Source organism: Blautia sp. HCP3S3_D9 (assembly GCF_052063845.1).
In the GTDB taxonomy this organism is placed as follows: Bacteria; Bacillota; Clostridia; order Lachnospirales; family Lachnospiraceae; genus Blautia_A.
Map to the genome: position 1 here is coordinate 19,968 of NZ_JBQHWS010000005.1, position 21,818 is coordinate 41,785.

Annotated in this window: 16 protein-coding genes and 1 pseudogene; 3 read left to right on the plus strand and 14 right to left on the minus strand. The window is 41.1% G+C overall.

The window, feature by feature from the left end; translation table 11 throughout:
* Positions 1 to 20: 20 nt before the first annotated feature.
* Positions 21 to 1,532, minus strand: a complete 1,512-nt coding sequence (locus ACTNES_RS02255; protein ID WP_291811137.1) for a M20 family metallopeptidase — start codon at positions 1,530 to 1,532, stop codon at positions 21 to 23.
* A 190-nt stretch (positions 1,533 to 1,722) separates the two neighbouring features.
* Between ACTNES_RS02255 and ACTNES_RS02260 the strand changes: the two genes are divergently transcribed.
* Positions 1,723 to 2,178, plus strand: coding sequence for a CYTH domain-containing protein (locus ACTNES_RS02260; RefSeq protein WP_279206742.1), 456 nt, complete (start codon positions 1,723 to 1,725; stop codon positions 2,176 to 2,178).
* Positions 2,179 to 2,376: 198 nt separating this feature from the next.
* Here ACTNES_RS02260 and ACTNES_RS02265 read toward each other — a convergent pair whose 3' ends face one another.
* From ACTNES_RS02265 to ACTNES_RS02295, 7 genes and pseudogenes are all read right to left on the minus strand, one after another.
* Positions 2,377 to 2,880 (minus strand): heme-binding protein, encoded by a 504-nt coding sequence (locus ACTNES_RS02265; protein ID WP_441038437.1) that lies wholly within the window; start codon positions 2,878 to 2,880, stop codon positions 2,377 to 2,379.
* A gap of 14 nt (positions 2,881 to 2,894) precedes the next feature.
* Complete coding sequence (locus tag ACTNES_RS02270; RefSeq protein ID WP_279206739.1) at positions 2,895 to 3,872, minus strand: aldo/keto reductase family protein; 978 nt, start codon at positions 3,870 to 3,872, stop codon at positions 2,895 to 2,897.
* A 119-nt stretch (positions 3,873 to 3,991) separates the two neighbouring features.
* Entirely contained in the window at positions 3,992 to 4,999 is a 1,008-nt protein-coding gene (locus tag ACTNES_RS02275) for a LacI family DNA-binding transcriptional regulator (protein ID WP_279206738.1), read from the minus strand.
* A 475-nt stretch (positions 5,000 to 5,474) separates the two neighbouring features.
* Positions 5,475 to 6,269: a pyrroline-5-carboxylate reductase gene (proC, locus tag ACTNES_RS02280; protein WP_279206737.1), complete on the minus strand. Its 795-nt coding sequence runs from the start codon at positions 6,267 to 6,269 to the stop codon at positions 5,475 to 5,477.
* A 236-nt stretch (positions 6,270 to 6,505) separates the two neighbouring features.
* On the minus strand, positions 6,506 to 7,342 hold the full coding sequence (locus ACTNES_RS02285; RefSeq protein WP_294649372.1) for a YitT family protein: 837 nt from the start codon (positions 7,340 to 7,342) through the stop codon (positions 6,506 to 6,508).
* A 145-nt stretch (positions 7,343 to 7,487) separates the two neighbouring features.
* Positions 7,488 to 8,063 (minus strand): Na+/H+ antiporter NhaC family protein, encoded by a 576-nt coding sequence (locus ACTNES_RS02290; RefSeq protein WP_441038438.1) that lies wholly within the window; start codon positions 8,061 to 8,063, stop codon positions 7,488 to 7,490.
* Positions 8,064 to 8,437: 374 nt separating this feature from the next.
* A pseudogene (locus ACTNES_RS02295) lies at positions 8,438 to 9,589 on the minus strand (MATE family efflux transporter); the annotation flags it as partial.
* An 80-nt stretch (positions 9,590 to 9,669) separates the two neighbouring features.
* On the opposite strand from ACTNES_RS02295, the gene ACTNES_RS02300 reads away from it, so the two are divergent.
* A complete protein-coding gene (locus ACTNES_RS02300; RefSeq protein ID WP_291808961.1) occupies positions 9,670 to 10,575 on the plus strand; it encodes an AraC family transcriptional regulator in 906 nt (301 codons plus the stop codon).
* 289 nt (positions 10,576 to 10,864) lie between these two features.
* On the opposite strand, the gene ACTNES_RS02305 is transcribed toward ACTNES_RS02300, so the two are convergent.
* On the minus strand, positions 10,865 to 14,026 hold the full coding sequence (locus ACTNES_RS02305) for a glycoside hydrolase family 2 TIM barrel-domain containing protein (RefSeq protein ID WP_441038439.1): 3,162 nt from the start codon (positions 14,024 to 14,026) through the stop codon (positions 10,865 to 10,867).
* 206 nt (positions 14,027 to 14,232) lie between these two features.
* Between ACTNES_RS02305 and ACTNES_RS02310 the strand changes: the two genes are divergently transcribed.
* On the plus strand, positions 14,233 to 15,108 hold the full coding sequence (locus ACTNES_RS02310) for an AraC family transcriptional regulator (RefSeq protein WP_441038440.1): 876 nt from the start codon (positions 14,233 to 14,235) through the stop codon (positions 15,106 to 15,108).
* A 239-nt stretch (positions 15,109 to 15,347) separates the two neighbouring features.
* Here ACTNES_RS02310 and ACTNES_RS02315 read toward each other — a convergent pair whose 3' ends face one another.
* The 5 genes from ACTNES_RS02315 to ACTNES_RS02335 all read right to left on the minus strand — a co-directional run bounded on the left by ACTNES_RS02315 (position 15,348) and on the right by ACTNES_RS02335 (position 21,707).
* Entirely contained in the window at positions 15,348 to 17,375 is a 2,028-nt protein-coding gene (locus ACTNES_RS02315; protein ID WP_300335381.1) for a beta-galactosidase, read from the minus strand.
* A gap of 132 nt (positions 17,376 to 17,507) precedes the next feature.
* Positions 17,508 to 18,503 carry a LacI family DNA-binding transcriptional regulator gene (locus ACTNES_RS02320; protein ID WP_300335379.1) on the minus strand — a complete coding sequence of 332 codons (996 nt, stop codon included), beginning with the start codon at positions 18,501 to 18,503 and terminating at the stop codon, positions 17,508 to 17,510.
* A gap of 23 nt (positions 18,504 to 18,526) precedes the next feature.
* Entirely contained in the window at positions 18,527 to 19,336 is an 810-nt protein-coding gene (locus ACTNES_RS02325; protein WP_330687408.1) for a carbohydrate ABC transporter permease, read from the minus strand.
* Complete coding sequence (locus tag ACTNES_RS02330) at positions 19,329 to 20,219, minus strand: carbohydrate ABC transporter permease (protein ID WP_216459197.1); 891 nt, start codon at positions 20,217 to 20,219, stop codon at positions 19,329 to 19,331. Before ACTNES_RS02330 ends, ACTNES_RS02325 begins: the two co-directional genes overlap by 8 nt.
* Before the next feature lie 126 nt (positions 20,220 to 20,345).
* Positions 20,346 to 21,707: an ABC transporter substrate-binding protein gene (locus ACTNES_RS02335; protein ID WP_441038441.1), complete on the minus strand. Its 1,362-nt coding sequence runs from the start codon at positions 21,705 to 21,707 to the stop codon at positions 20,346 to 20,348.
* Between the last annotated feature and the right edge of the window lie 111 nt (positions 21,708 to 21,818).

Below are 21,818 nucleotides of genomic sequence, written 5' to 3' on the forward strand. Positions count from 1 at the left end.
AACTGGCAAAATGTTACTTTTTACCATATCTCTGGTTTCAAGTCTTTCGGCAATGGATTGGGATATGTTTCTCCGTCTAGTGTTTCTGTCAGTTCTTTTCTGGCTTCATCTGCCAGTTCTGGATTTTGCAGGAAATCCAGAGCGGTGAGGGCCATGATTTTGGCAGCGTAGAGCATTCCTTTATGTGCGATGGAGGATTTGCCCTGGGCTACTGCCTGCCAGGAGTGGAGGGTGGTTCCTGCTGCAAATGTGGGGATGTTGAGGTGGACGGTTGGGACGATCCAGCTTACATCTCCTACATCGGTGGAGTATTTGAGATCGCTGTACAGGTTTTGGTAGGCGATTGGTTCGAAGATTGGGGTTTTCATTACTTTCGGTGCTTGGGGACCAAAGTAGTCTCTGGCGATGGTCGGGAGTTGTTTTTTATCCTGGTCTGAGAGAGCCTGCTGGAATTTCTGAGCGTAGGCATATTCCTGCTCTGTATATGGAATCGGGCCGAGTTTTTCCAGGTATACGTTCATGTGGTCTGCAAGGATTTTGCTGGAGATCAGGTTGGAGTAGGCGGCTACCTGACGGATTTCTACGGTGGTTTCAGTCATTAGAGCGGCGCCTTTAGCTATGTTGCAGACGCGGTTGTAGAGTTCTTTTACCTGGGTGATCTTTGGAGCACGGATAGCGTAGAGGACCTGGGCTCTGGACTGGACTACATTTGGAGCGTCTCCACCTGTGTCGGTGATGGCATAGTGGATCCTGGCTTCGTCTATCATGTGCTCGCGCATGTAGTTTACGCCTACGTCCATTAATTCTACTGCGTCCAGTGCGGAGCGACCCAGTTCAGGGCACATGGATGCGTGAGCCGGAGTCCCGTGAAATGTGAAAAATACTCTGAAGTTTGCTTTGGTGCTTCCGTAGCATGCGCGTCGCCCTTGTTCCGGGTGCCAGCAGAGGGCAAGGTCGCAGTCATTGAAATAGCCATCACGTACAAGGAACGCTTTACCGCCTGCGTTTTCTTCGGCTGGGCAGCCATAGTAGCGGATTGTGCCTTTCAGGTTATGCTCTTTCATGAAGTCTTTTAATGCTATTACGGAGGCAAGGGTACCTGTTCCGATAAGCTGGTGACCGCAGCCGTGACCGCAATTATTCACATACTCTGAGCCTTGTTTTTGTTCCCTTTCTGATTTATTTTCGCATTTTAAATTTTGTGTCGGTTCTGCTGGAATTCGCTCTGTTGCATCTGCTTTTTGTGAAAGACCTGGCAATGCATCAAATTCTCCAAGAAAGCCTATAACTGGCTTTCCAGAACCGTATTCTGCGATAAATGCAGTTTCCTCTCCTGCAAGATTGGCTTTGATAGAAAAATCCTCTTCCTTTAATGATTGTTGGAGTAATTCAGAGGATTTATATTCCTGAAATCTCGGCTCTGCAAACTCCCAGATTTTATTGCTGATTTTGGCATAGTATTCTTTTTTACTGTCAATTTTTTCTGATATTTCTTTTATGTATTCATCCATATATTTTTCTTCCTGTTCCATGCTATTTTCTGCTTTCTTCTATGTTACCTGTAATATTTTTTTACCTATTTTACATCAAACAGATATTCACATTCTGTTCTGCTACCTGATTTAAATAAAATATGCGTTTTCATTATTTTTTATCTATGCTATTATCATTATAGCACAAACTAAAGGATTGACACATTTTAACTCAATGGAGGAAATTTAAATGGAAATCGAACGTAAATTTTTAATATCTAAAGAAAATCTGCCTGCAGATCTTGACTCTTATCCACACCACAAACTGGAACAGGGTTATTTATCCACCGCACCTGTAGTCCGTATCCGCAAAGAGGATGATAACTACTATCTCACCTATAAATCTAAAGGTCTTATGACTCGCGAAGAATATAATCTTCCACTTACAAAGGAATCTTATGAACATATGCGTCCAAAAGCCGATGGAATCCTTATTTCCAAAACCCGCTATCTTATTCCGGAAAAAGATGGACTTACCATAGAATTAGATGTATTTGATGCACCATATAAAGGACTTTATCTTGCAGAAGTGGAATTTTCTTCTGAAGACCAGGCACTCAGTTATAATCCACCTGCATGGTTCGGAGAAGATGTTACAAACTCCGGGAAATATCATAACAGCCGCTTAAGTCAGGGAAATTTGTAATTTTTCATAAACAATTCCATCCCCCATACTCTCAGATAATTAAGCCCAGATATAAAAACGGGAGGCCGTGTTCGAAACAGTCCACAGTCTCCCATTATTAGTCAAACAGATAAAAGCATTCACTTCGCTACTTTTCTATTCAGGTCAATCGAATATTCGCAATTGGAGTAAAAAATTTATCTGATCCGGTTAATACTATTATTTTCCCAAATATTCAGAAAGAACTCTCACAATAAATTTATGATCATCCATATGATGCAAATTAGAAACAGTAAGTACTGCCACCATCTCTCCTGTCTTTAAACGAATAGGGAATCCTCCGCCTACAAAAATAAATTTATCTTTTGCAAGTCCATGCACTTCCACAGTTTCTCCGGAAATAGCTTCCAATGCGCCTAATGATGATCTTTCAAAATAAGAAACGGTATTAAATTTCCGTTCCATCCAGTTCTGATTAATATGATTTGTACCATCTGTCAGATGCTGATATATAATCGTACCGTTCAATCTTCTGATTGCTACTGCAAGCTGCATGTTTTCTGCATGTTTTCTGCATGTTTTCTGCATGTTTTCTGCATATATTTTATCCGTAATAAAACGACCCAGATCCAGCGCATCTTTATTGGAAAAATGATCGAAACGCAGTTCTTTTTCCTGCTCTTCTGTCATCTTTTTTATTTCTTCATAATTAACTTCGCTCATCTTTCTGCCCCTTCTTATCCTACATGGCGCTCAAATCTATGGAACCCAAGAATCTCCTCAATTCTGTCCATCGCATCCTGCGGGATAACAAGACCGCTGGCTTTTAAATTATTTTCCAGCTGAGATGGCTTACTTGCTCCTGCAATAACACAGCTGATTTCCGGATGCTGCAGAATCCATGCCATTGCAAGGATTGCCAGGTTTGTTCCCAGATCATCTGCTACTTTTGTAAGTTCATCAACAATAGCCAGATTTTTGTCAGTCAGCAAGTCATTGATCTGTCTGTCGGCCTGGTGTGTTGCACGGGAACCTTCCGGATATGGCTGTCCTTTCTTATATTTACCTGTCAGAAGTCCCTGTGACAGCGGGGAAAATGATGTGATGCCGATTCCATATTTTCTGCATGTTCCCATAATCTCATGTTCGATATATCTGTCTACCATATTATACTGTGGCTGAATTACTGAAATCGGATAAAGTCCAAGTTTATCAATAATCTTCTGCGCTTCTTCTATTCTTGCGCTTCCCCATTCTTCACTGACACCATAATACAACACTTTTCCCTGAGCAACCAGATCACTCATTGCCCGAAGAGTTTCCTCCAGATCTGTATTTTCATCATAGCGGTGGCAATAATACAGATCCAGATAATCCAGATTCATATTCTTTAAAGACTGCTCACAGTTCTCCATGATATGTTTTCTGGAAAGCCCCCTGTCATTTACACCATCTCCTGTTGGAAAATATACTTTACTTGAAATTACGAGCTCTTTTCGTGGATAATCTTTCAGAACTTCTCCAAAAAATCTTTCTGCTGCGCCACCGGAATAAGCATCTGCACAGTCAAAAAAGTTAACTCCTTTTTCATAAGCAAGTTTCACCGTTTCCTTTGCAACATCTTCCTGTGCACTGCCTTTCAGATCTGTCATCCAGCTTCCCAGTGCAATCTCACTGATCTTAAGTCCTGATTTTCCTACGTTACGATAATTCATTGTTGTATCCTCCTTTAGGTAAATTTAGTTAAACGTTTTCATATTATTATAAAAATGCGTTTTCATTACTACGATGCAAAGAATGCACCATAACTTTTCACGCATTTTTATCAACATTTTTATACAGTACTTCTTTCCATAATCTCATAAGGAAGTACAATATCCGTCAAAGGTTCTTTCTGTTCAATGTGCCGGATCAGCATAAGTGCTGCCTGTTTTCCCATCTCATAAGCATCCTGTCTGACTGTAGTAATCTCCGGATTCAGATACTTTGAAATATAAATATCATCAAACCCCATAATCTTTATATCTTCCGGAATTTTCTTTCCCAGTTTCTGACAGATACTGACTGCTCCGATAGCCATAAGATCATTTCCACAGACAATGCAGTCTATTTCAGGATTTCTCTGAAGCAACGTCATTGCTCCAATCTGTCCTGTCTCCACTGAAAATGTTCCGGGATAATGAAGCTTTTTGTCAAAATCAATTCCGACTTCTTTCAGCCCATCTATAAATCCATCATATCTTTCTCTGCTGGGTGACATGGAAATATCTGCAGTAATATATGCAATCTTCTTACAGCCTTTATCTGTGACATATTTTGCCACTTCCTTCATCGCAGCATAATTATCAATCAAAACACTTCCCATATTTCGGTTCTTTTCTATTTTTCTGTCGATAAATACAACAGGAACCGATATATCTGAAAGCAGTTTCTTACTTGTTACCGGATCGGAGCTGACATATATAATCCCCTCTACCATCTTGGATTTCAGCGCATCCAGAAACTTCTCTTCCTGTATATAGTTATTATCTGTACTTCCAAACAATACTGTATACCCATGGGCAAAAGCCTCGTCCTGCGCACCTTTCGCCATTTCAGGAAAAGCATTTCCAATATCCGGTATCACAAGTCCCAGTGTTTTTGTATTTGATTCCTTCAGCCCCTTTGCCATACTGTTCTGAACATATCCCAAATGATCAATTACTTCAAAAACCTTCTGTCTGGTCGCCTCTGAAATATGTTCATCTTTTCCATTAATAATCTTGGAAACCGTAGCAATCGACACATCTGCCTGCCTGGCAACATCTTTAATCGTTACCCTGTGTTGATTTTTCTGAATCATTTATCTCACCTTTAAGTAAACGTTTACCTATATTGTAGCAGGTATATTTCTTTTGTCAATAACTTCTTTTGTTTTATACATATTCTAAGCAATTGAATATTTGTAATCCGCTTCGCTACCTGCTTATTGCCTTTTGCAATTGAAACAAAAAACTCACTTGATTTATTTAATTTTAATATCTGTTACACTATAAGTCAAATGGACATGCAAGCATGTCCGCTTGGCTCGTTGCTCGCGGGAATAAAACAGCCCCGAAATATTGTTCTGTTGATATGCATTTGCAGGAATCGTAGTAACTCTTAGGTTCTGGAAATTCGCGTTATAAAAAATCCGCCCACTGTCTGAGCCGCATAGCGGCGAGTTTGGGCGGATTTTTTATGGTTTTAGCGGATTTTCAGGGCCTTAGAGTTCCTAGATTCCGAAACCGCATATCAACAGAACAATATTTCGGAGCGTCCCTTTTATACAAACAAAATTACATTTTTTTACCTTTTTCAGCCGCCCCATTCAGAGCCTCGAAAACAGCGCTTCTGAATCCATTCTGTTCAAGGATTCGTACCCCCTCAATGGTAGTTCCTGCCGGGGAGCATACCATGTCTTTTAATTCGCCTGGATGCATTCCTGTTTCCAGTACCATTTTCGCACTTCCGAGTACTGACTGTGCAGCGAACTGATAAGCCTGTCTTCTTGGCATTCCCTGGGCTACTGCTGCGTCTGCCATTGCTTCTACGAACATGAACACATAAGCCGGGGAGCAGCCACTTACGGCTCCTACGGCATCCATCAGACGTTCCGGAACTACTTCTGTACGGCCGAAGCTGTTTGTGATCTCGCAGATCTGATCCAGTTCTTCTGCTGATACTTTTTCATTAGCGCACACACCTGTCATACCTTCACCAACCTGAGCAGGAGTGTTTGGCATCATTCTTACTACTTTCAGAGGTTGTCCACATTTCTCTTCTAACCACGCAAGAGTTTTCCCCGGTGCAATGCCTACGACTGTGTGTTCCGGTGTCAGTTCGTCTTTTACTTCGTTCAGTACTTCTTCATAAAACTGTGGCTTCACTGCCAGGAAAACTAGTTTTGTGTTTTTTACTACTTCGCGGTTATCCAGAGTTGTCACTACTCCAAGTTTTTCTTTGCTTCGTTTGCTTCCTTCTTCTGTAAGATTAGAAACAATAATCTCGTCTTTCTTATAGAGTCCTTTTTTCAACATCCCACTGATCATTGCTGAACCCATATTTCCACATCCGATAAATCCGATTTTCATAGTCCTGCTCCTCTCGTATAGTCTGACTTATTTATAATAGTAGTTATTTTATAGCTGCTTTTTCGCATATTATAGTACAGTCCTTTAGTAAAGTAAAGCGTCCCTTCATGGCATTTTTTATCAAAATCAATTAACCTAGCCCCTTCCATTTACAGCTACTAGAATAGTATTCATAATAAAAACCCTTTCTGTTGTTGCAGGTGGAAGCCCACTACTTTTAGGTTGTTGGTAGTTAGCTATCTTAAAATCTCTTCAATAGTTGAAACCGTACTGAATGTTCCTTTGTTCTGGGAAATGATTGTTTTCATTCTCTGCAGTTCAAAATAATTCACATAACAGATCAGTGTTTTGTTTTCCCCGGCGATCACTCCGGAAGATTTTAATATTGTACAGGTCTTATTCAGTTCTTCTTTTATCTGACGGATAATTGCATCTGGATCTTTTGTAATGATCGTAACCTGTTTGATCGCATCGAAATGATCCGTAAAATGATCAATGATCGCAGTAGCAATGACATATACCAGAAAACTCAGCATAGCAGAATCGCGGTTAATAAGAATAAATACTGCAATATATACAATGACATTGAACCCGATCAGAATATAGGAAATACTATAATCTTTTCCAGTCTTGTTAAATATTTTATTTACAATGATATTGGCAAAAATTTCAGAACCATCTATACAACCGCCATTTCGCAAAATCAGTGAAAGCCCGATTCCAAGAATCGCACCGCCAAAAGCCACCGCAAGAAAATGTTCCGTATTCAGTTCAAACGGAATTTTTTCAAAATAAGCAAGACCAATCGTATAGACAACAAATCCAATGAATACTCTGACAAAGAACTTTTTTCCCAGAAAGAAGATTCCGGCGATCAGAAACGGAAGGAAAACAAGAAGAACACATAATGAAAGATTATAGCCGGTAAGTTTGCTGATAATAATGGCAATTCCTGCCGTTCCGTAGTCAATGGCATCATTCGGAAGCAGAATGCAGGCGACAGAAAAACTCGCTAAAATTGCGCCAAGAACGATTGCCATATACGAGATAATTATCTGGATTTTCTTATTCAATACGTCTTTCCCTCCTCCATACTATAAAAACTGAAAAAAGGCACTTTGCATAATTGCAAAACGCCTTCGTTTCCAAATTCAATGGCTGTATTTTAACACGTTACTTCAACAGTGTCAAGAATACACTATCCTGGTTCTTCCCTACTTATTTTTTTCCTTTGTAATAAAGGTTTCTTTTATTCTGGCGGGTTAGAAAATGCCACACCGGAAGCAAATACAGATAAATCGCCGCGCACACACTCATTGTCGGTGCACCGACAAATGCCAGCGGTACCGCCGATGCAATTGACCAGGGGATCAGCGGTGCAACTACAACTGCTGAGTTTTCTAATGAAAGCGCAAATTCTTTTTTATCCGGGTTGTTTTCTCCGCAGAGCTGATTGGTGAGCATAATGGATAATGTCTGGTTACAGGATACCGCTGCTGTCACAACAGAAGTCAGCAGGGTTGTTCCAAATGGCGTGATTTTGCTGTTTAATCTTCCAACTAAATCTTTAATTCCATGGAGGAAATCTGTTCCCTTGAAAATGCCGGAATAGCAGGAGGAAATGCCTACGATCGCGATGACTTTCATATTGGAAAGGATTCCGCCTCCGCTCATCAGTCGGCTAATCTGCATGTCATCTGGCTGAAAACCTGAAATGCACAACGCGGGAAGTCCGGAAATTGGATATTTCTGTATCAGAACTGCAACAAATATTCCAAGTAATAATAATTCCATAATTCGCCTCCGTGAGTATTATACAGCAGACATCTTTCTTTTTCTATCATATTTCTTTTTTACACTGATTTATTTTGACATCAAAAAAACAGAAGTTATGTACAGTTTTACCCAGTACAATAGCTTCTGTTTTTTAATATTTTTCTTTTTAAATTTTTTCAGGCAGTTATCTTTACAGATACTCCCGACATTTTTGATGTTTTCATCATCTTATAATAAACCGGGATCAGCAGTGAGCAGGCTCCGATCCATGCCATTGGGCTGGCGATGCACACGGATGTGTAGCCAATCATTCCGGAAAGTCCTACAGTTGCGGCGATTCGCATTACCAGTTCGATCATACATGCCGCAAACGGTGCCCTTCCATTCTGCATACTCTGGATGGAAGTACGATATACTGCCAGCAAGCCAAGTATGAAGTAGCATGGAGCCACAACAGTCAGGTACATGTCTGAGTAGTAATAGATTTCCTTTGTCGGATCTGAAAGGAACATTCTTACGATCGGGTGTCTGAGTAAAAGGATCCCAATGCACATGATCAGATTGAATGTTTCTGTCTGGATCAGGCAGGCACGTACACCCTGACGGATACGATCTCTTCTTCCGGCTCCGAAGTTCTGGGCTACATAATTGGAAATTGCTGTCATCATCGCATTATTTACCAGTACAGAAAGCTGGTCTGCTTTAGATGCTGCGGTGTATCCTGCAACTGCTGCAGTCCCAAGTGAGTTTACGACTGTCTGCATGGCAAGCTGGCCGATACACATAACTGACATCTGGAATCCCATTGGAAATCCTGTCTTTAAATGCAGAATTGCCGCATCTTTTAAGTCTGTGAAATCTTCTCTGCGCAGATGCAGGATTGGGAAGTTCTTTAATCCTACCACCAGACTCAATACTGCTGAAAGGAACTGTGACAGGATGGTTGCCCATGCAGCACCTGCTACGCCCATATGTAACGGCACGATAAACAGGACATCAAGAAAAATATTCAGTACAGATGAAAATACAAGGAAATACAATGGTGTCTTGCTGTCGCCCAGTGCACGGAGCATATTGGAGATCATGTTATAGAAAACAGTAGCACCTGTACCAAGTAAAACTACAAACATATAGTCATATGCTTCACCGGAAATATCAGATGGGATTTGCATCCAACGCAGGATCTGGTGAGCAAGCAGACAGCAGATCAGTGTCAGAACTACTGTAAATGCAATACTCAGCAATGTTGAAACCGCAACACTCTTGCGCATTCCTTTTTCATCTTTTGCCCCGCATTTCTGTCCAAGACAGATACCGAACCCTCCTGTGAATCCATTGATAAAGCAGAATACAAAATAGATGATAATACTGGTAGAACCTACCGCTGCCAGGGAAGTTGCCCCCAGTGTTTTACCTACGATCACGGAATCCGCCAGTGTGTAGAATAGCTGAAACAGGTTTCCCAGAATTACAGGGATTGCGAATTTCAGCAGTGACCAGAACGGATTTCCTGTGGTCAGATCCATTTCTTTTGATCTTGCCATGTTTACTCCTCCTTGCGCGTTAATGTGTCTAACGCTATAATAAATTTATTACTTTTAAATCAGAATCGGAGAATTGTAAAATGGCTATGCGTAAAATTCTGGTGGATGACACCAACCGAGAACTTTGTGAACATGGAACTGCCGGCTTTCCCATGACCGTAAATCATGATGACCTCTGGGCTTTTGAGGGGAAAAGTGTTCCTATTCACTGGCATAACGACCTGGAGATCAGCGTTCCCAGAGAAGGGGCAGCGATTTATCAGGTTTACCAGAAAAGCTATACTGTCAGACCTGGGGAAGCTCTTGTACTGAACCGAAATGTACCGCACAGCTGCCATTCGCCCAATAACAGTCATGCGCGATACAGCACTTTCCTGGCACGTCCGGATTTCATATATGGCGAATTCGGAAGTGATGTGGAACGCAACTGTTTTCGGCCTTTTCTGCAGAATTCTGCGGTTCCCTGTATTCTGCTGAATGAAGAAAACGAATGTACTAAAAGCGTGTTACAGAAACTCAATGAAGTTGAGGAAATCTTTGATCAGAAGTCCTATTGTTATGAACTGAAGATCAAAGGTCTTCTCTGTGAAGTGTACAGTCTGATTCTTTGTGAGCATCAGAAAGAATTCACAAAATTCATTCCGTCTAACCAACTTGAACTGGAACGATTGGAGCAAATGTTGAATTATCTTAATACACATTTTGAGTCTGTAGTTTCTCTGCAGGAACTGGCTGATCAGGTTCATCTGTCCAGAGAGGTCTGCTGCCGTCTGTTTAAGAAAATGACTGGCAAGACAGTTACCGGATATCTGGAAGAATACCGTGTCAACCAGAGTCTGTCACTGGTACAGAGCAGTCAGTACTCTATGATCCAGATCGCAGACATGACAGGTTTCAGTAATGCAAGCCGATTTGCTCACGCATTCCGCAAGCAGTTCGGCTGCAATCCTGGTGAATACAATTCTCTTAAGCGGCAGAATGTCTGATAAATACTTCTATTTCTGCTGCATGGCTAATTATATTCGAAACCTGTCTGAAAGACGATTCTTGTATTGATTTACATGATACAGATATTGACTTTTTCAAATCTAATAAATCTATATTTCTTAATCCGCGCAATCAAACGCGATAAAATCATCCGCTTCGATACTTGCTCATAACCAAATAGCTTCGAAGTCTTCAGTTAAAATACCGCACATCAATCGTCAGGTTTTCCACTTAGCTTTTGATGTGCGGTATAAAAGTCAGTATATATTCCAGTCTTATCTGATAGATTTATTTTTTCTGAAAAACCAATTTCATATCAAACTCAAAGTTCTCCTGATCCAGGCGGTATTTCTTTGAGAGTTCCGGGCCGCAGCTGTTAGAGCCGATACCGTTCTGTGCATAGTCCAGGCATAATACTGTGCTGCCGCAGTTCTCAAGTTCATAGCTGTGTGCTTTGTTTGTGAGTTCTTCCTGTGTATAGACAGATGCATTGAATGAGAATGTCAGGTCACTGACTGCGTAGATGCTCTGATCTTTGTTGGAAAGTTTTACATAATCACAGTCTGTATGGCTTCCGTTTTCCTGTGGACGAAGATAGTCTTCATGCATTTCCTCAACTGCTGTCTGGAATACTCCATGGTATCCTGCCCGTCTTTTATCAACGTAACTCTCTGCAGGTCCGATTCCGGAATAGGTAACGTCTGTGAACTCTTTGTCCAGGAACAGGCGAAGCCCAAATCTTGGAAGCATTGGGAATTCCAGGTCTCTTTCTACCTGCATTTTTACTGACACTGCTCCGTCAGGAGTGATCTGCCAATCTGCTTTTACTTCAAGGATTTTCTGGACGGTAGGTGCCATCAGGCCAATCACACTGTGAATCAGGACTGTTCCCTCTGCCAATTCATAAGTCGTTTTGTATGCTCTTGCATAGCTCTGGTCGTAGTGTGCATTCATCCATTCCAGTTTAATCTTTCGGTCATTGTCTGTCGGTGCCCGCCAGATGTTTAATTCCATTGGCTGTGTGAAAAGCTGCTTATTTCCTGCATACATTTTCTCAAACAGGCCGGTCAGTTTATTGAATACATATACATAGCCCTGCTTCTTGCCAGTGATTTTCAGATATTTGTCTGTATCCTCGATTTCTGTAGTGCTTCTGTCTATAGATTCATTTTCTGTGGCGTTTCTGCCTGTTTCACTATCTCCGTCAGCACCGCCAGCATTTTCAGAATCATCATTACTCTGCATCTTACCTGCAAACAAGTTTGCAACAGTCTGATTTCTTCCATCTTTGTTTGTCAACAGGATTTCATCAAATCCCAGATCCTGGTCTTTTTCCTGAAGTGCTGTTTCATCTTTCAGATGGTAGTTGATTTTAAGGTAGCATTTTCCGGCATCTGGTGTCTGGGCTGGAATAATCACTTTTCCCTCTTCTCCGGCAGGTATACTCTCTTTCAGCTGTATTTCTCCTATCTGTACATTCTTTCCGTCGCAGCTTACTTCATAGGTCAGATACAGATAATCTTGTAAGTCTATGTAATTCATATAGTTGTGAAGTACAGTTTTTCCTGATCCCTGATCATAGGATACGACTCTTGCAGGACGATATACATTCTTGTACTCTTTCAGTCCGGTATGCGGTGTTCTGTCCGGGTATACCAGACCATCCATACAGAAGTTGCCGTCATGGATTTCTTCTCCATGATCACCGCCGTAGAAGTAGATTGGCTTTCCGTTTTCTGCATCTCCTTTGTAAATGGCGTGATCGCACCACTCCCATACAAATCCACCACAGAGAGAATCATATTTCTGAATATATTTAAAATAGTCCTCTAAATCTCCAGGACCATTTCCCATAGCGTGGCAGTATTCTACCAGTAACAGAGGTTTGTCCGGAGTTTTTTCCATATAGTCTTCGATTTCTTCAAATGCAGGATACATTCTGCCTACAATATCAATATTGGAATAATCATACTCTCTGTCTGTGCTCTTATAAAAGGCGCTCTCATAAGTAGTCAGACGAGTCGGGTCATAATCCTTTGTCCACTTCAGTGCTTCTTCAAAGGTGCATCCGTATCCGCATTCATTTCCCATTGACCAGATCACGATAGATGGACGGTTCTTCTCTCTGCATACGCAAAGTTTTGTACGATCCAGAGTGGCCGGAATGAAATCCGGATTGTTGGAAATTCGTTTGTTCCAGTGCTCCACTACATTGTCCCATTCTGAATTCTGCAGATACTGTGTCTGTGTTCCATGACTCTCATTGTCTGCTTCTGCAATCACAAAGAATCCATATTCATCACATAACTGATAGAAATACGGAGAGTTCGGATAATGGCTGCTGCGGACTGCATTAAAGTTATGCTGTTTCATCATTGTCAGGTCTTTATTTATCTTGTCAATGTTGATCACTGAACCTGTTACCGGGTCAGAGTCATGTCTGTTTACACCATTGAATTTAATCTTTGTGCCGTTTACATAGATTACACTTCCATTGCGGTGAATCTCACGGATACCGACGCGGTCAGTGATTACTTCCTGCTCTGATACAAATACGATTTCATACAGATATGGTTTTTCAGGTGTCCAAAGCTGCGGATCACTGAGGACAAATTCTGCTTTGTAATTATATCCGTCACTGCATTCTGCAGGAGTGAATTTCTCTGTGTCTACCAGATTTCCAGACATATCGCGAAGCAGGATCTCTGTGTCATCTGCGATGCATTTTTCTCCCATAAAGGATGCCTGGATTTCAATTTTGGCGCTGTTTTCCTGTGGTTCTGTTTTGATGAAATAATCATACAGAACGTATTCTGGTCTTTTCAGAATATATACGTCACGGAAGATTCCTGTCATTCTGAACTTGTCCTGGTCTTCCAGATAAGTTCCATCACACCATTTCAGAACCAACACTGCCAGTTTGTTTGTTCCCTCACGCATATAGGCAGTTACATCAAACTCGCTTGTCGCATGGGATACCTGGCTGTAACCCACAAAGAAGCCGTTCATCCACACATAGAAGCAGGAATCTACACCCTCGAAATTCAGAAATGCTTCCGGTGCATCTGCATCTTTATGATATTGGAATTCGTAAACATACGCTCCGCATGGATTCTCCTGCGGTACATATGGCGGGTCCAGTGGAATTGGATAACGGACATTGGTATACTGATGACTGTCATAGCCGAAATTCTGCCAGATACCTGGTACCGGAATCCGGTCAAAATTGTCTGTGTCAGCTCCATCTTCATAGAATTTATTCTGCAGGTCGTAAATGCTCTTGTAGAATTTGAATTTCCATACGTCATTCAGAAGTTGCATTCTGTCTGATTTTTCTCTGTCATGGACCAGCGGTCCCATCTCTTTTGATGCCGGCATATAATATGCACGATATGGCATAGTGTTCTCATGTAACACGTTCAGGTTTTCGTAATATTTTGGTACAATCATGTGGCTTCCTCCCAATACTTTTTCTCATTATATTCTGCGTGAAATCCCTTATATTTTCACGCCCGGATCAAAGTTTTCCATTCACCCCGTGAATACTGTTATTATAGTATTTGGGAGCCGGAAAACATATAAACTCTATTCGACAAAACATGCACAAAATGATATAATTTTAAATATCAGATTCGAATTTTACAGGAGGTTTTCCTATGTACACAAACTCCGCATACTGGCATCAGTCCCGTGTTGATTTTAAAGATAAAAAGCATTCTCTATTTGTCGGAAGCTGCGGTACTTACCGTCTCTATACAGTAAAAAAACTTCCCACTCACCGTCCCCGCGGGCGTGTAGATTATCAGCTTTTATACATTGCTTCCGGTAAAGCTCACTTCTATTTTAATGGAAAAGAGCAGGTCGTATCTGCCGGAAACATGGTACTGTACCGTCCGAAAGAAGAACAGCGCTACTATTATTATGGAGCGGAGCATCCGGAAGTGTACTGGGTTCATTTCACAGGAAATAATGTAAAGAATATCCTGCGTAAATACGGGATTGCAGATGATGTGCATGTAATCTGCTCTGGTATTTCTATGGAATATAAACAACTATATCAAAACATGATTCAGGAACTGCAGCTTAAGCAGGAAGACTATGAAGAATTACTGGTCAATTATCTGCGTCAGCTTTTTATTCTGATTCACCGCCAGTTTCTTACCAAACCGAGAAAAAAGAATCCAATGATCATGGATGACATGGCTCAGGCTGTGGAATATTTTCGGACACATTATAATAAACCTGTGAGTATTGAAGATTATGCTGCTTCCCACAATATCAGCGTCAGCTGGTTTATCCAGAATTTCAAGCAATATACAAATACTACGCCGGCTCAGTATGTCCAGCTTTTGCGAACCACCAATGCCAAATCTCTGCTGGAAACAACTAATTATAATATTTCAGAGATTTCCAATCTGGTAGGATATGAGAATCCTCTTTATTTCAGTCGTTTTTTCAAAAAACAGTTTGGAGTTTCTCCCTCACAGTTTCGTAAGCAGCTGTTGATCAATGAAGAAATTCATTCTAAATAGAATTTCATGTCTGTCATTTGGTTATGAACAGACAGTGAAACGAATATTTCTCCATTTGACTATATTAGTACTTCTAATGATCTTTTTAACCGAAAAGGTGACCGTCTGAAAATCCATTCAGCTGTCACCTTTTTTCATTTATTTATATAACATTTTGTTAGCTGCAATTGTCAAGCGGATAAAATCATCCGCTTCACTACGTGGCTCTACACCAAATAACTGCTCCGCAGTTTATTTAGTTAAACTATTTTTATCTTTGCAACCGCAAGTCCATAAACTTTCAGTCGTTCTTCTCCGCTGCCGTAAACCCATTCTATCTCTCCCTCCGGCAATGGAAGCTCAACTGCATCTGTTCCGAAGTTCTGATAAATATAATATTTTGCATCGTCATTTTCTCTTACTGTAATTTCCAGTGTATCCGGGATTTCGCCTTTTATTCCACAGGAAATACCACTGTCAGCAACTACTTTTCCAATAAAATCATCATAGAAATCTCTGTCAGCATCAGCAGCTACATACCATGCTTTTCCTTTTCCGTACTCATTGACTGTCAGGCAGGAACAGCCTTTGTAGAAGTCCTCTCCATAAGTCATCAGCGAACGCGCACCGCGAAGTTCCACCAGATCGCACAGATATTTACAGGTATAGGTTCTGTTCAGTCCAAGTTCATTATTGTGTACAGGAACCAGTCTGTTTTCTTCCCAGTCATAAAGAGCATCAAGCTCTGTACTTCTGATTCCCAGGACATCCATCAGTCCGTGAGGAGTCCCCTCCAGATAACATCTGTCTGTATCATCCACAATTCCTGACCAGTAACTTGTGATCAGATAACCGCCATTTTCCACAAAAGCACGGACTTTCTCTGTAAATCCTTCTTTAAACATATATACCATAGGCAGTGCCAGTATCTTATATTTGTCCAGATTACAGGTCATATCTATCAGATCTACATTCAGTCCCTGTCTGCGGAAACCTCTGTAAAATTTTCTCAGCGCTTCCATATAGTGAAGTCCTTTGTTTCTCGGTCCCTGACTGTCTTCCATTGCCCACTGGCTGTCCCAGTCATAGATGATCGCTGCTTTACTGTTTACGATCGTTCCGGCCAGTTCTTTTATCTTTTTCAGGGCTTCTCCGGTTTCAGAAACCTCTTTAAATACTCTTGTATCTTTTCCGCCATAATGATCGATCACTGCTCCATGGAACTTCTCAGAAGCTCCACGGCTCTGACGGATCTGGAAATAAAGCGCCCCCTCACTTCCATGTGCGATTGCTTCCATAGACTGTGCAAAGAGAACTCCCGGCTTCTTCAGTTTACTTACACCCTGCCAGTTAGTAGCTGCCGGGCAGGATTCCATCTGGATAAATGGTTTTCCCTTCAGAGACCGCATCAGATCATGATACAATCCATTATCATCAGCTGTGTCGATCGCATCTTCTTTATGCCATGTAGGGTAAGTATCCCAGGAAACGACATCAATTTCTTTTGCAATCTTAAAATAGTCCAGCCCTTTATAATGATACATGAGATTTGCTGTTGTAGGAAGATTGCTTCCACCATCCCTCACTGCCTGAATTTCATGATGGAGGAAATCCGCAGTCTGATGGGTAACAAATCGTTTCCAGTCCAGATTTAATGCATGAAGCTGAGTTTCTCCGATCCTTGACGGACTCTCAATCTGATCAAAGCTGTTATAGTTATGGCTCCAGAATGTAGTGCACCACTGATCATTCAGATTTTCGATCGTCTGGTATTTTTCTTTCAGCCATTTGCGGAATGCATCCTGGCAGAGCGGGCAATGGCACTCTCCGCCGTATTCATTAGAAATATGCCATAAAATTACGCCCGGATGTACGGCCACTTCTTCTGCCAGCTTTTTGTTTATGATATGTACTTTTTCTCTGTATACAGGAGATGTATAACAGTGATTATGTCTGAACCCGAAGAGATTTCTGTGTCGTGTTTCATCTACACGGAGAACCTCAGGATATTTATCTGCCATCCATTTCGGTCTCGCACCTGACGGAGTTGCCAGAATTGTGTAAATTCCTCTTTTATAAAGCTTATCAATAATCTCCTGCAGCCATCCAAAGTTAAAAACTCCCTCTTCCGGTTCCAGTGTTGCCCAGGAAAAAATCCCAAGGCTTACCACATTGCATCCTGATTCTGAAAGCATTTCTATATCTTTTTCAAGAATATCAGGTCTCTTTAACCACTGTTCCGGATTATAGTCGCCGCCATGAAGCAGCATGTCTGTTTTAAACTCCATAAAAACCTCCTTAACATAAATATACTTATATGGAAAAACGATGTCAGATCATGAACACCTCTTGGGATCTGACATCGTTTTTTCTATCCGGCAAATAAGCCTTTTTTTACATCCGGTTTATATTTTTACCGGCTAATTTGTAGAAGCCTTCATTTGCAGTTCATAGCCTAATATAGATTTCGGCAGTCTCTTATTTTCTGTAAGATATACATACAAAATCCTGCTTGCCTCTTTTCCAAGCTCATCCACATCAAAGTGAACACAGCTGACAGGTGGATACCATTCATCCAGCAGATTACTGTTATGAAGAGAAGCCACTTTTATTCTTTCAGGAACCGGAATTCCCTTTTTGCGCAGAATTCTTAAGATCACCAAACAGATATTGTCATCCATACACAGAATACAGTTTACATCAGATGCCAGCACCTTCTCTATCGCCATTTCCGCTATATTCTCGAATTCTGTATCATAAAAAACATATCTGCGGTCAAGCAACATGTAACTTTCCATGTAGGCTTTCAATATTCCCTGAAATCTCTTTCTGTTAATGTAATGTTCCTGTTTCGCACACATAACTGCCATTTTGTCCAGACCTTTCTGAAGCAGTACATTCGTAATATCACAGCATGCAGCTTCATTATCTGTATCCACCTGAAGTACAGATGGATCATCATAAGGCCCGATTACTACAAATGGAACACCGGCCTGCTTCAGATAAACAATCTCGTCGTTGTTTTCCACCATACGTGTAAGGATCACGCCATCCATGACATGTTCTTCCACCGCATGTGTCAGATTGGAAATATCTGTTGGTGTCACCTTGATCAGATTTACCTGGTAGCCACGGATGGAAAAATAATCATATACACTCAGCAAAATGTTTAAAAAATATGGCATAGAGGCAAAGTTTTCTTCTCCGGGTAACACCACAGATATCATCTTCGTAACAATGTCTGTATAACGTTTTTCCCTTGTGTTAGGAATTAGCTGCTTTTCTGAAAGATAGCTGTTGATTTTCTCTCTTGTAGATTCTGAGATCCGCCCTTTGCCGGACAAAGCTCTCGAAACTGTCGAAACTGATACACCTACATCCTTGGCCACCTGGCTGATATTTACTTTATTATCCATGTATGTGCATCCTCTCGTCTGTCTTATTTTACTGATCCTGTAATACCTTCTACGAAGTTCTTCTGCAGTAAGAAGAATACGATCGCTGTCGGAATTGTCGTGATAAGAACTGACAGCATAACCATACCGTAGTCAGTCACATATCCTGATGTCAGGTTGGAGATCAGCATAGGCATTGTCTGAGTTGTATTATCAGACATGATTACCTTCGCCCATAAGTAGTTATTCCATGCATTCATAAATGTAACCACACCAGCTGCCGCAAAAATGGATTTCATGGATGGGATATACATGCGGAAGAAAATTCCAAATTCGCTAAGACCGTCAATACGTGCAGCTTCGATAATGTCTACCGGAAATGCTTTGGCATTAGTTCTGAACATCATGATCAGAAGCGGTGTTGCCAGAGACGGAAGCATAAAGCCTACTGCTGTATTTAAGAGTCCCAGACGGGAATACATTCTGAATAACGGTACCATCAGTGCAACAAACGGAATCATCATGGACATCAATACGATGGCATACATTTTCTCTTTTGCCTTGTCACGGTAAATCTCAAAAGCATAACCTGCCAGAGAGCTTACAATCAGGGAGAAAGCAGTTACAAGAATCGTATATTTACAGGAATTGAGGAAGTTTCCCCACAATGGCTGCTGACTGATCAGATTTCTGTAGTTCTCCATCAGGTAAGAACCGAAAGTAAGCTTACCTGCGATAACATCCACGCTCTTGTTTGTTGCTGCAATGATCATCCATAATAACGGGAATACAGAAATTACTGTACAGATTCCGAGGAAAATATACATAAGAGTCATTTTTACTTTATTATTCACGATCATCACCTACTTTCATCTGTACAAGTGCCAGGATTGCCACCATGATCAGGATAATAAATGACATTGCTGAAGTGTATCCGAAATTCGGTACGCCCTTGAATGACATATTATAAATATAATGAGACATGGTAATGGAAGCATTTCCAGGACCGCCGTGTGTCAGGTTCATAGATTCATCGAATAACTGCAATGTACCATTTGTGGACATGATGGCAGTCATCAGGATTGTAGGTTTCAGTAAAGGTACTGTGATCTTAAAGAAAGTCTGGATTGCAGAAGCGCCGTCAATCTTGGCTGCTTCATAAACAGAATATTCAATATTCTGAAGTCCTGCCAGATAGAATACCATATTATATCCTGTCCATCTCCATACCAGCGCAATAATGATAACGATCTTTGCACTTAATGGGTTTGCCAGGAAATTATATGCGCTGTCAAGAATTCCAAGTTTTACAGCAATGGTGTTAATAAATCCGTCTGTTGCAAATAAAGAACGGAAAATGATCGCATAGGCAACCAGAGAAGTTGCACATGGGAGGAAAATCGCTGTTCTGAAGAACCCTCTTGCTTTGATCTTTGGATTATTCAGAATAGATGCCAGAGCCAATGCCAGGATCAGCATGACCGGAACCTGAATGATCAGATAGAAAAAGCAGTTCTTCAGAGACTGAATAAATACATCATCTTTGAAACATCTTATGTAGTTTGTAAGTCCGGTAAATGTCATATTTGTACCGGTTCCTGTTTTGAAAGAAGTGATCAGGGCACTGATCATCGGATAGATACTGAATCCACAGATCAGTATGATCGCAGGAACCAGGAATAACCATCCGGTTGCATTCTGTTTCTGTCTCATACTGAGACCTTTCTTTTTATTCATAGATTTACACCAGCTTTCATTACGATATTCTTTCACACTTATATGATCAGAAAAATTGTTATGGGAAAGATGATATGGAAAGAGATGCTCATGCACTTTTTATACAGGAGCATCTCTCTGTCTGAATTACTGTCCCATATTAAATTCTACTGTATCCTGTGCTGTCTTCAGTTCAGAATCAATGTCTGATCCGCCGGATACATTTGCCACTGCTGTAGCAAGTGCCTGATTTGCCTCAGTGTAATATACGCCCAGATCTACAGTTGGTGTCTTGGAAGCAAAGTCGGAAATCTGTTTGTAAATTGCCTGTCCGCCGAAGAATTCCTGCGGCTCACTGTAAACTTCACTCTCACTTGCCGGGAGCCATGTAGCAAGTGCTCCGGAGCTTGGAAGAATGGTGTCATACAGTTCTACACTTCCTGCAAATGTTTTTGCAAGGAAATCTTCTGCAAGTTCTGTATTCTTGCAGTTTGTAGTGATTGCCCATGTGGAGCCACCCTGGTTTGAATAGTTGGTAGCGGTTTCTGCATCCGGAATTGCCGGCATATCTGTCAGTCCCCAGTTTCCGGACTGGTCTTCTGCTGTCTGGATAGATGCAAGAATCCAGCATCCATTGATAACACCTGCTGTTTTTCCACTAGTAAAGGTTGCTACATATTCATCCCAGCTGTTTACAACTGCAAGGACATGAGCTTCGACCATTTCCTGATAAATCTCAATGCACTGTTTAATATGTTCGTTTCCGGCAATATCAGGAGTACCGTCGTCCTTCCATGTTCCAAATCCTGCTGACTGCATCATCTGATAGATCAGGTCTGAGCTTCCTGCCTGAACAGAAAGTAAGGAGTAACCTGTTTTTTCATAAACATCAGATCCGATTTCAATAAATTTGTTCCAGTCGATATCCGTCAGATCATCCAGTGTATAACCTGCCTGGTCAAGAATATCTGTTCTGTAACATGCAACCTCAGCACCATTATCAAATGGAACACCATAATTCTTTCCATCAATTGTTGATGCTGCCAGTTTACTCTCGGCAAACTGTGAAAGATCAATTCCTGAATCTGTAATATCCTGATACAGATCCGGATAAGTAGTTACATATTTCTGGAATGCGAAATCCTGCATCAGACAGATATCAGGAAGCTGAGAATAATTTCCTGAGCCAACAATTGTTCCCAGCTGAGTCTGCATGTCATCCCATGGAGTTTCTACAATATTAAGCTTGAAATCCGGATGATCTTTCTGATAGATCTTCTCTGCCTCTTTCATTGCGTAAATATTAAATGACTGGTCCCATGCCCATACAGTTAGAGTCTGGTCATCACCATCTGAAGATGTCTTCTCCGCACTGTCTGATTTCTCTGTATCAGAAGAACTGTCTGATTTTGATGATTTTGTATCCGTTCCTGCTCCACATCCAGCTAAAAGACTGCTGCCTACGATAGTCGCCATAAAAAGAGCAATCATTTTTGTTCGCTTCTTCACTCTCATTCCTCCTATATTTTGCGCATTATTTTTTGGTTATTATGTACAATTTTCTCTGTTAAACCGATTCAACTTGTATAAATTATACCTAATTTCTTGTTCAAAAAGTTA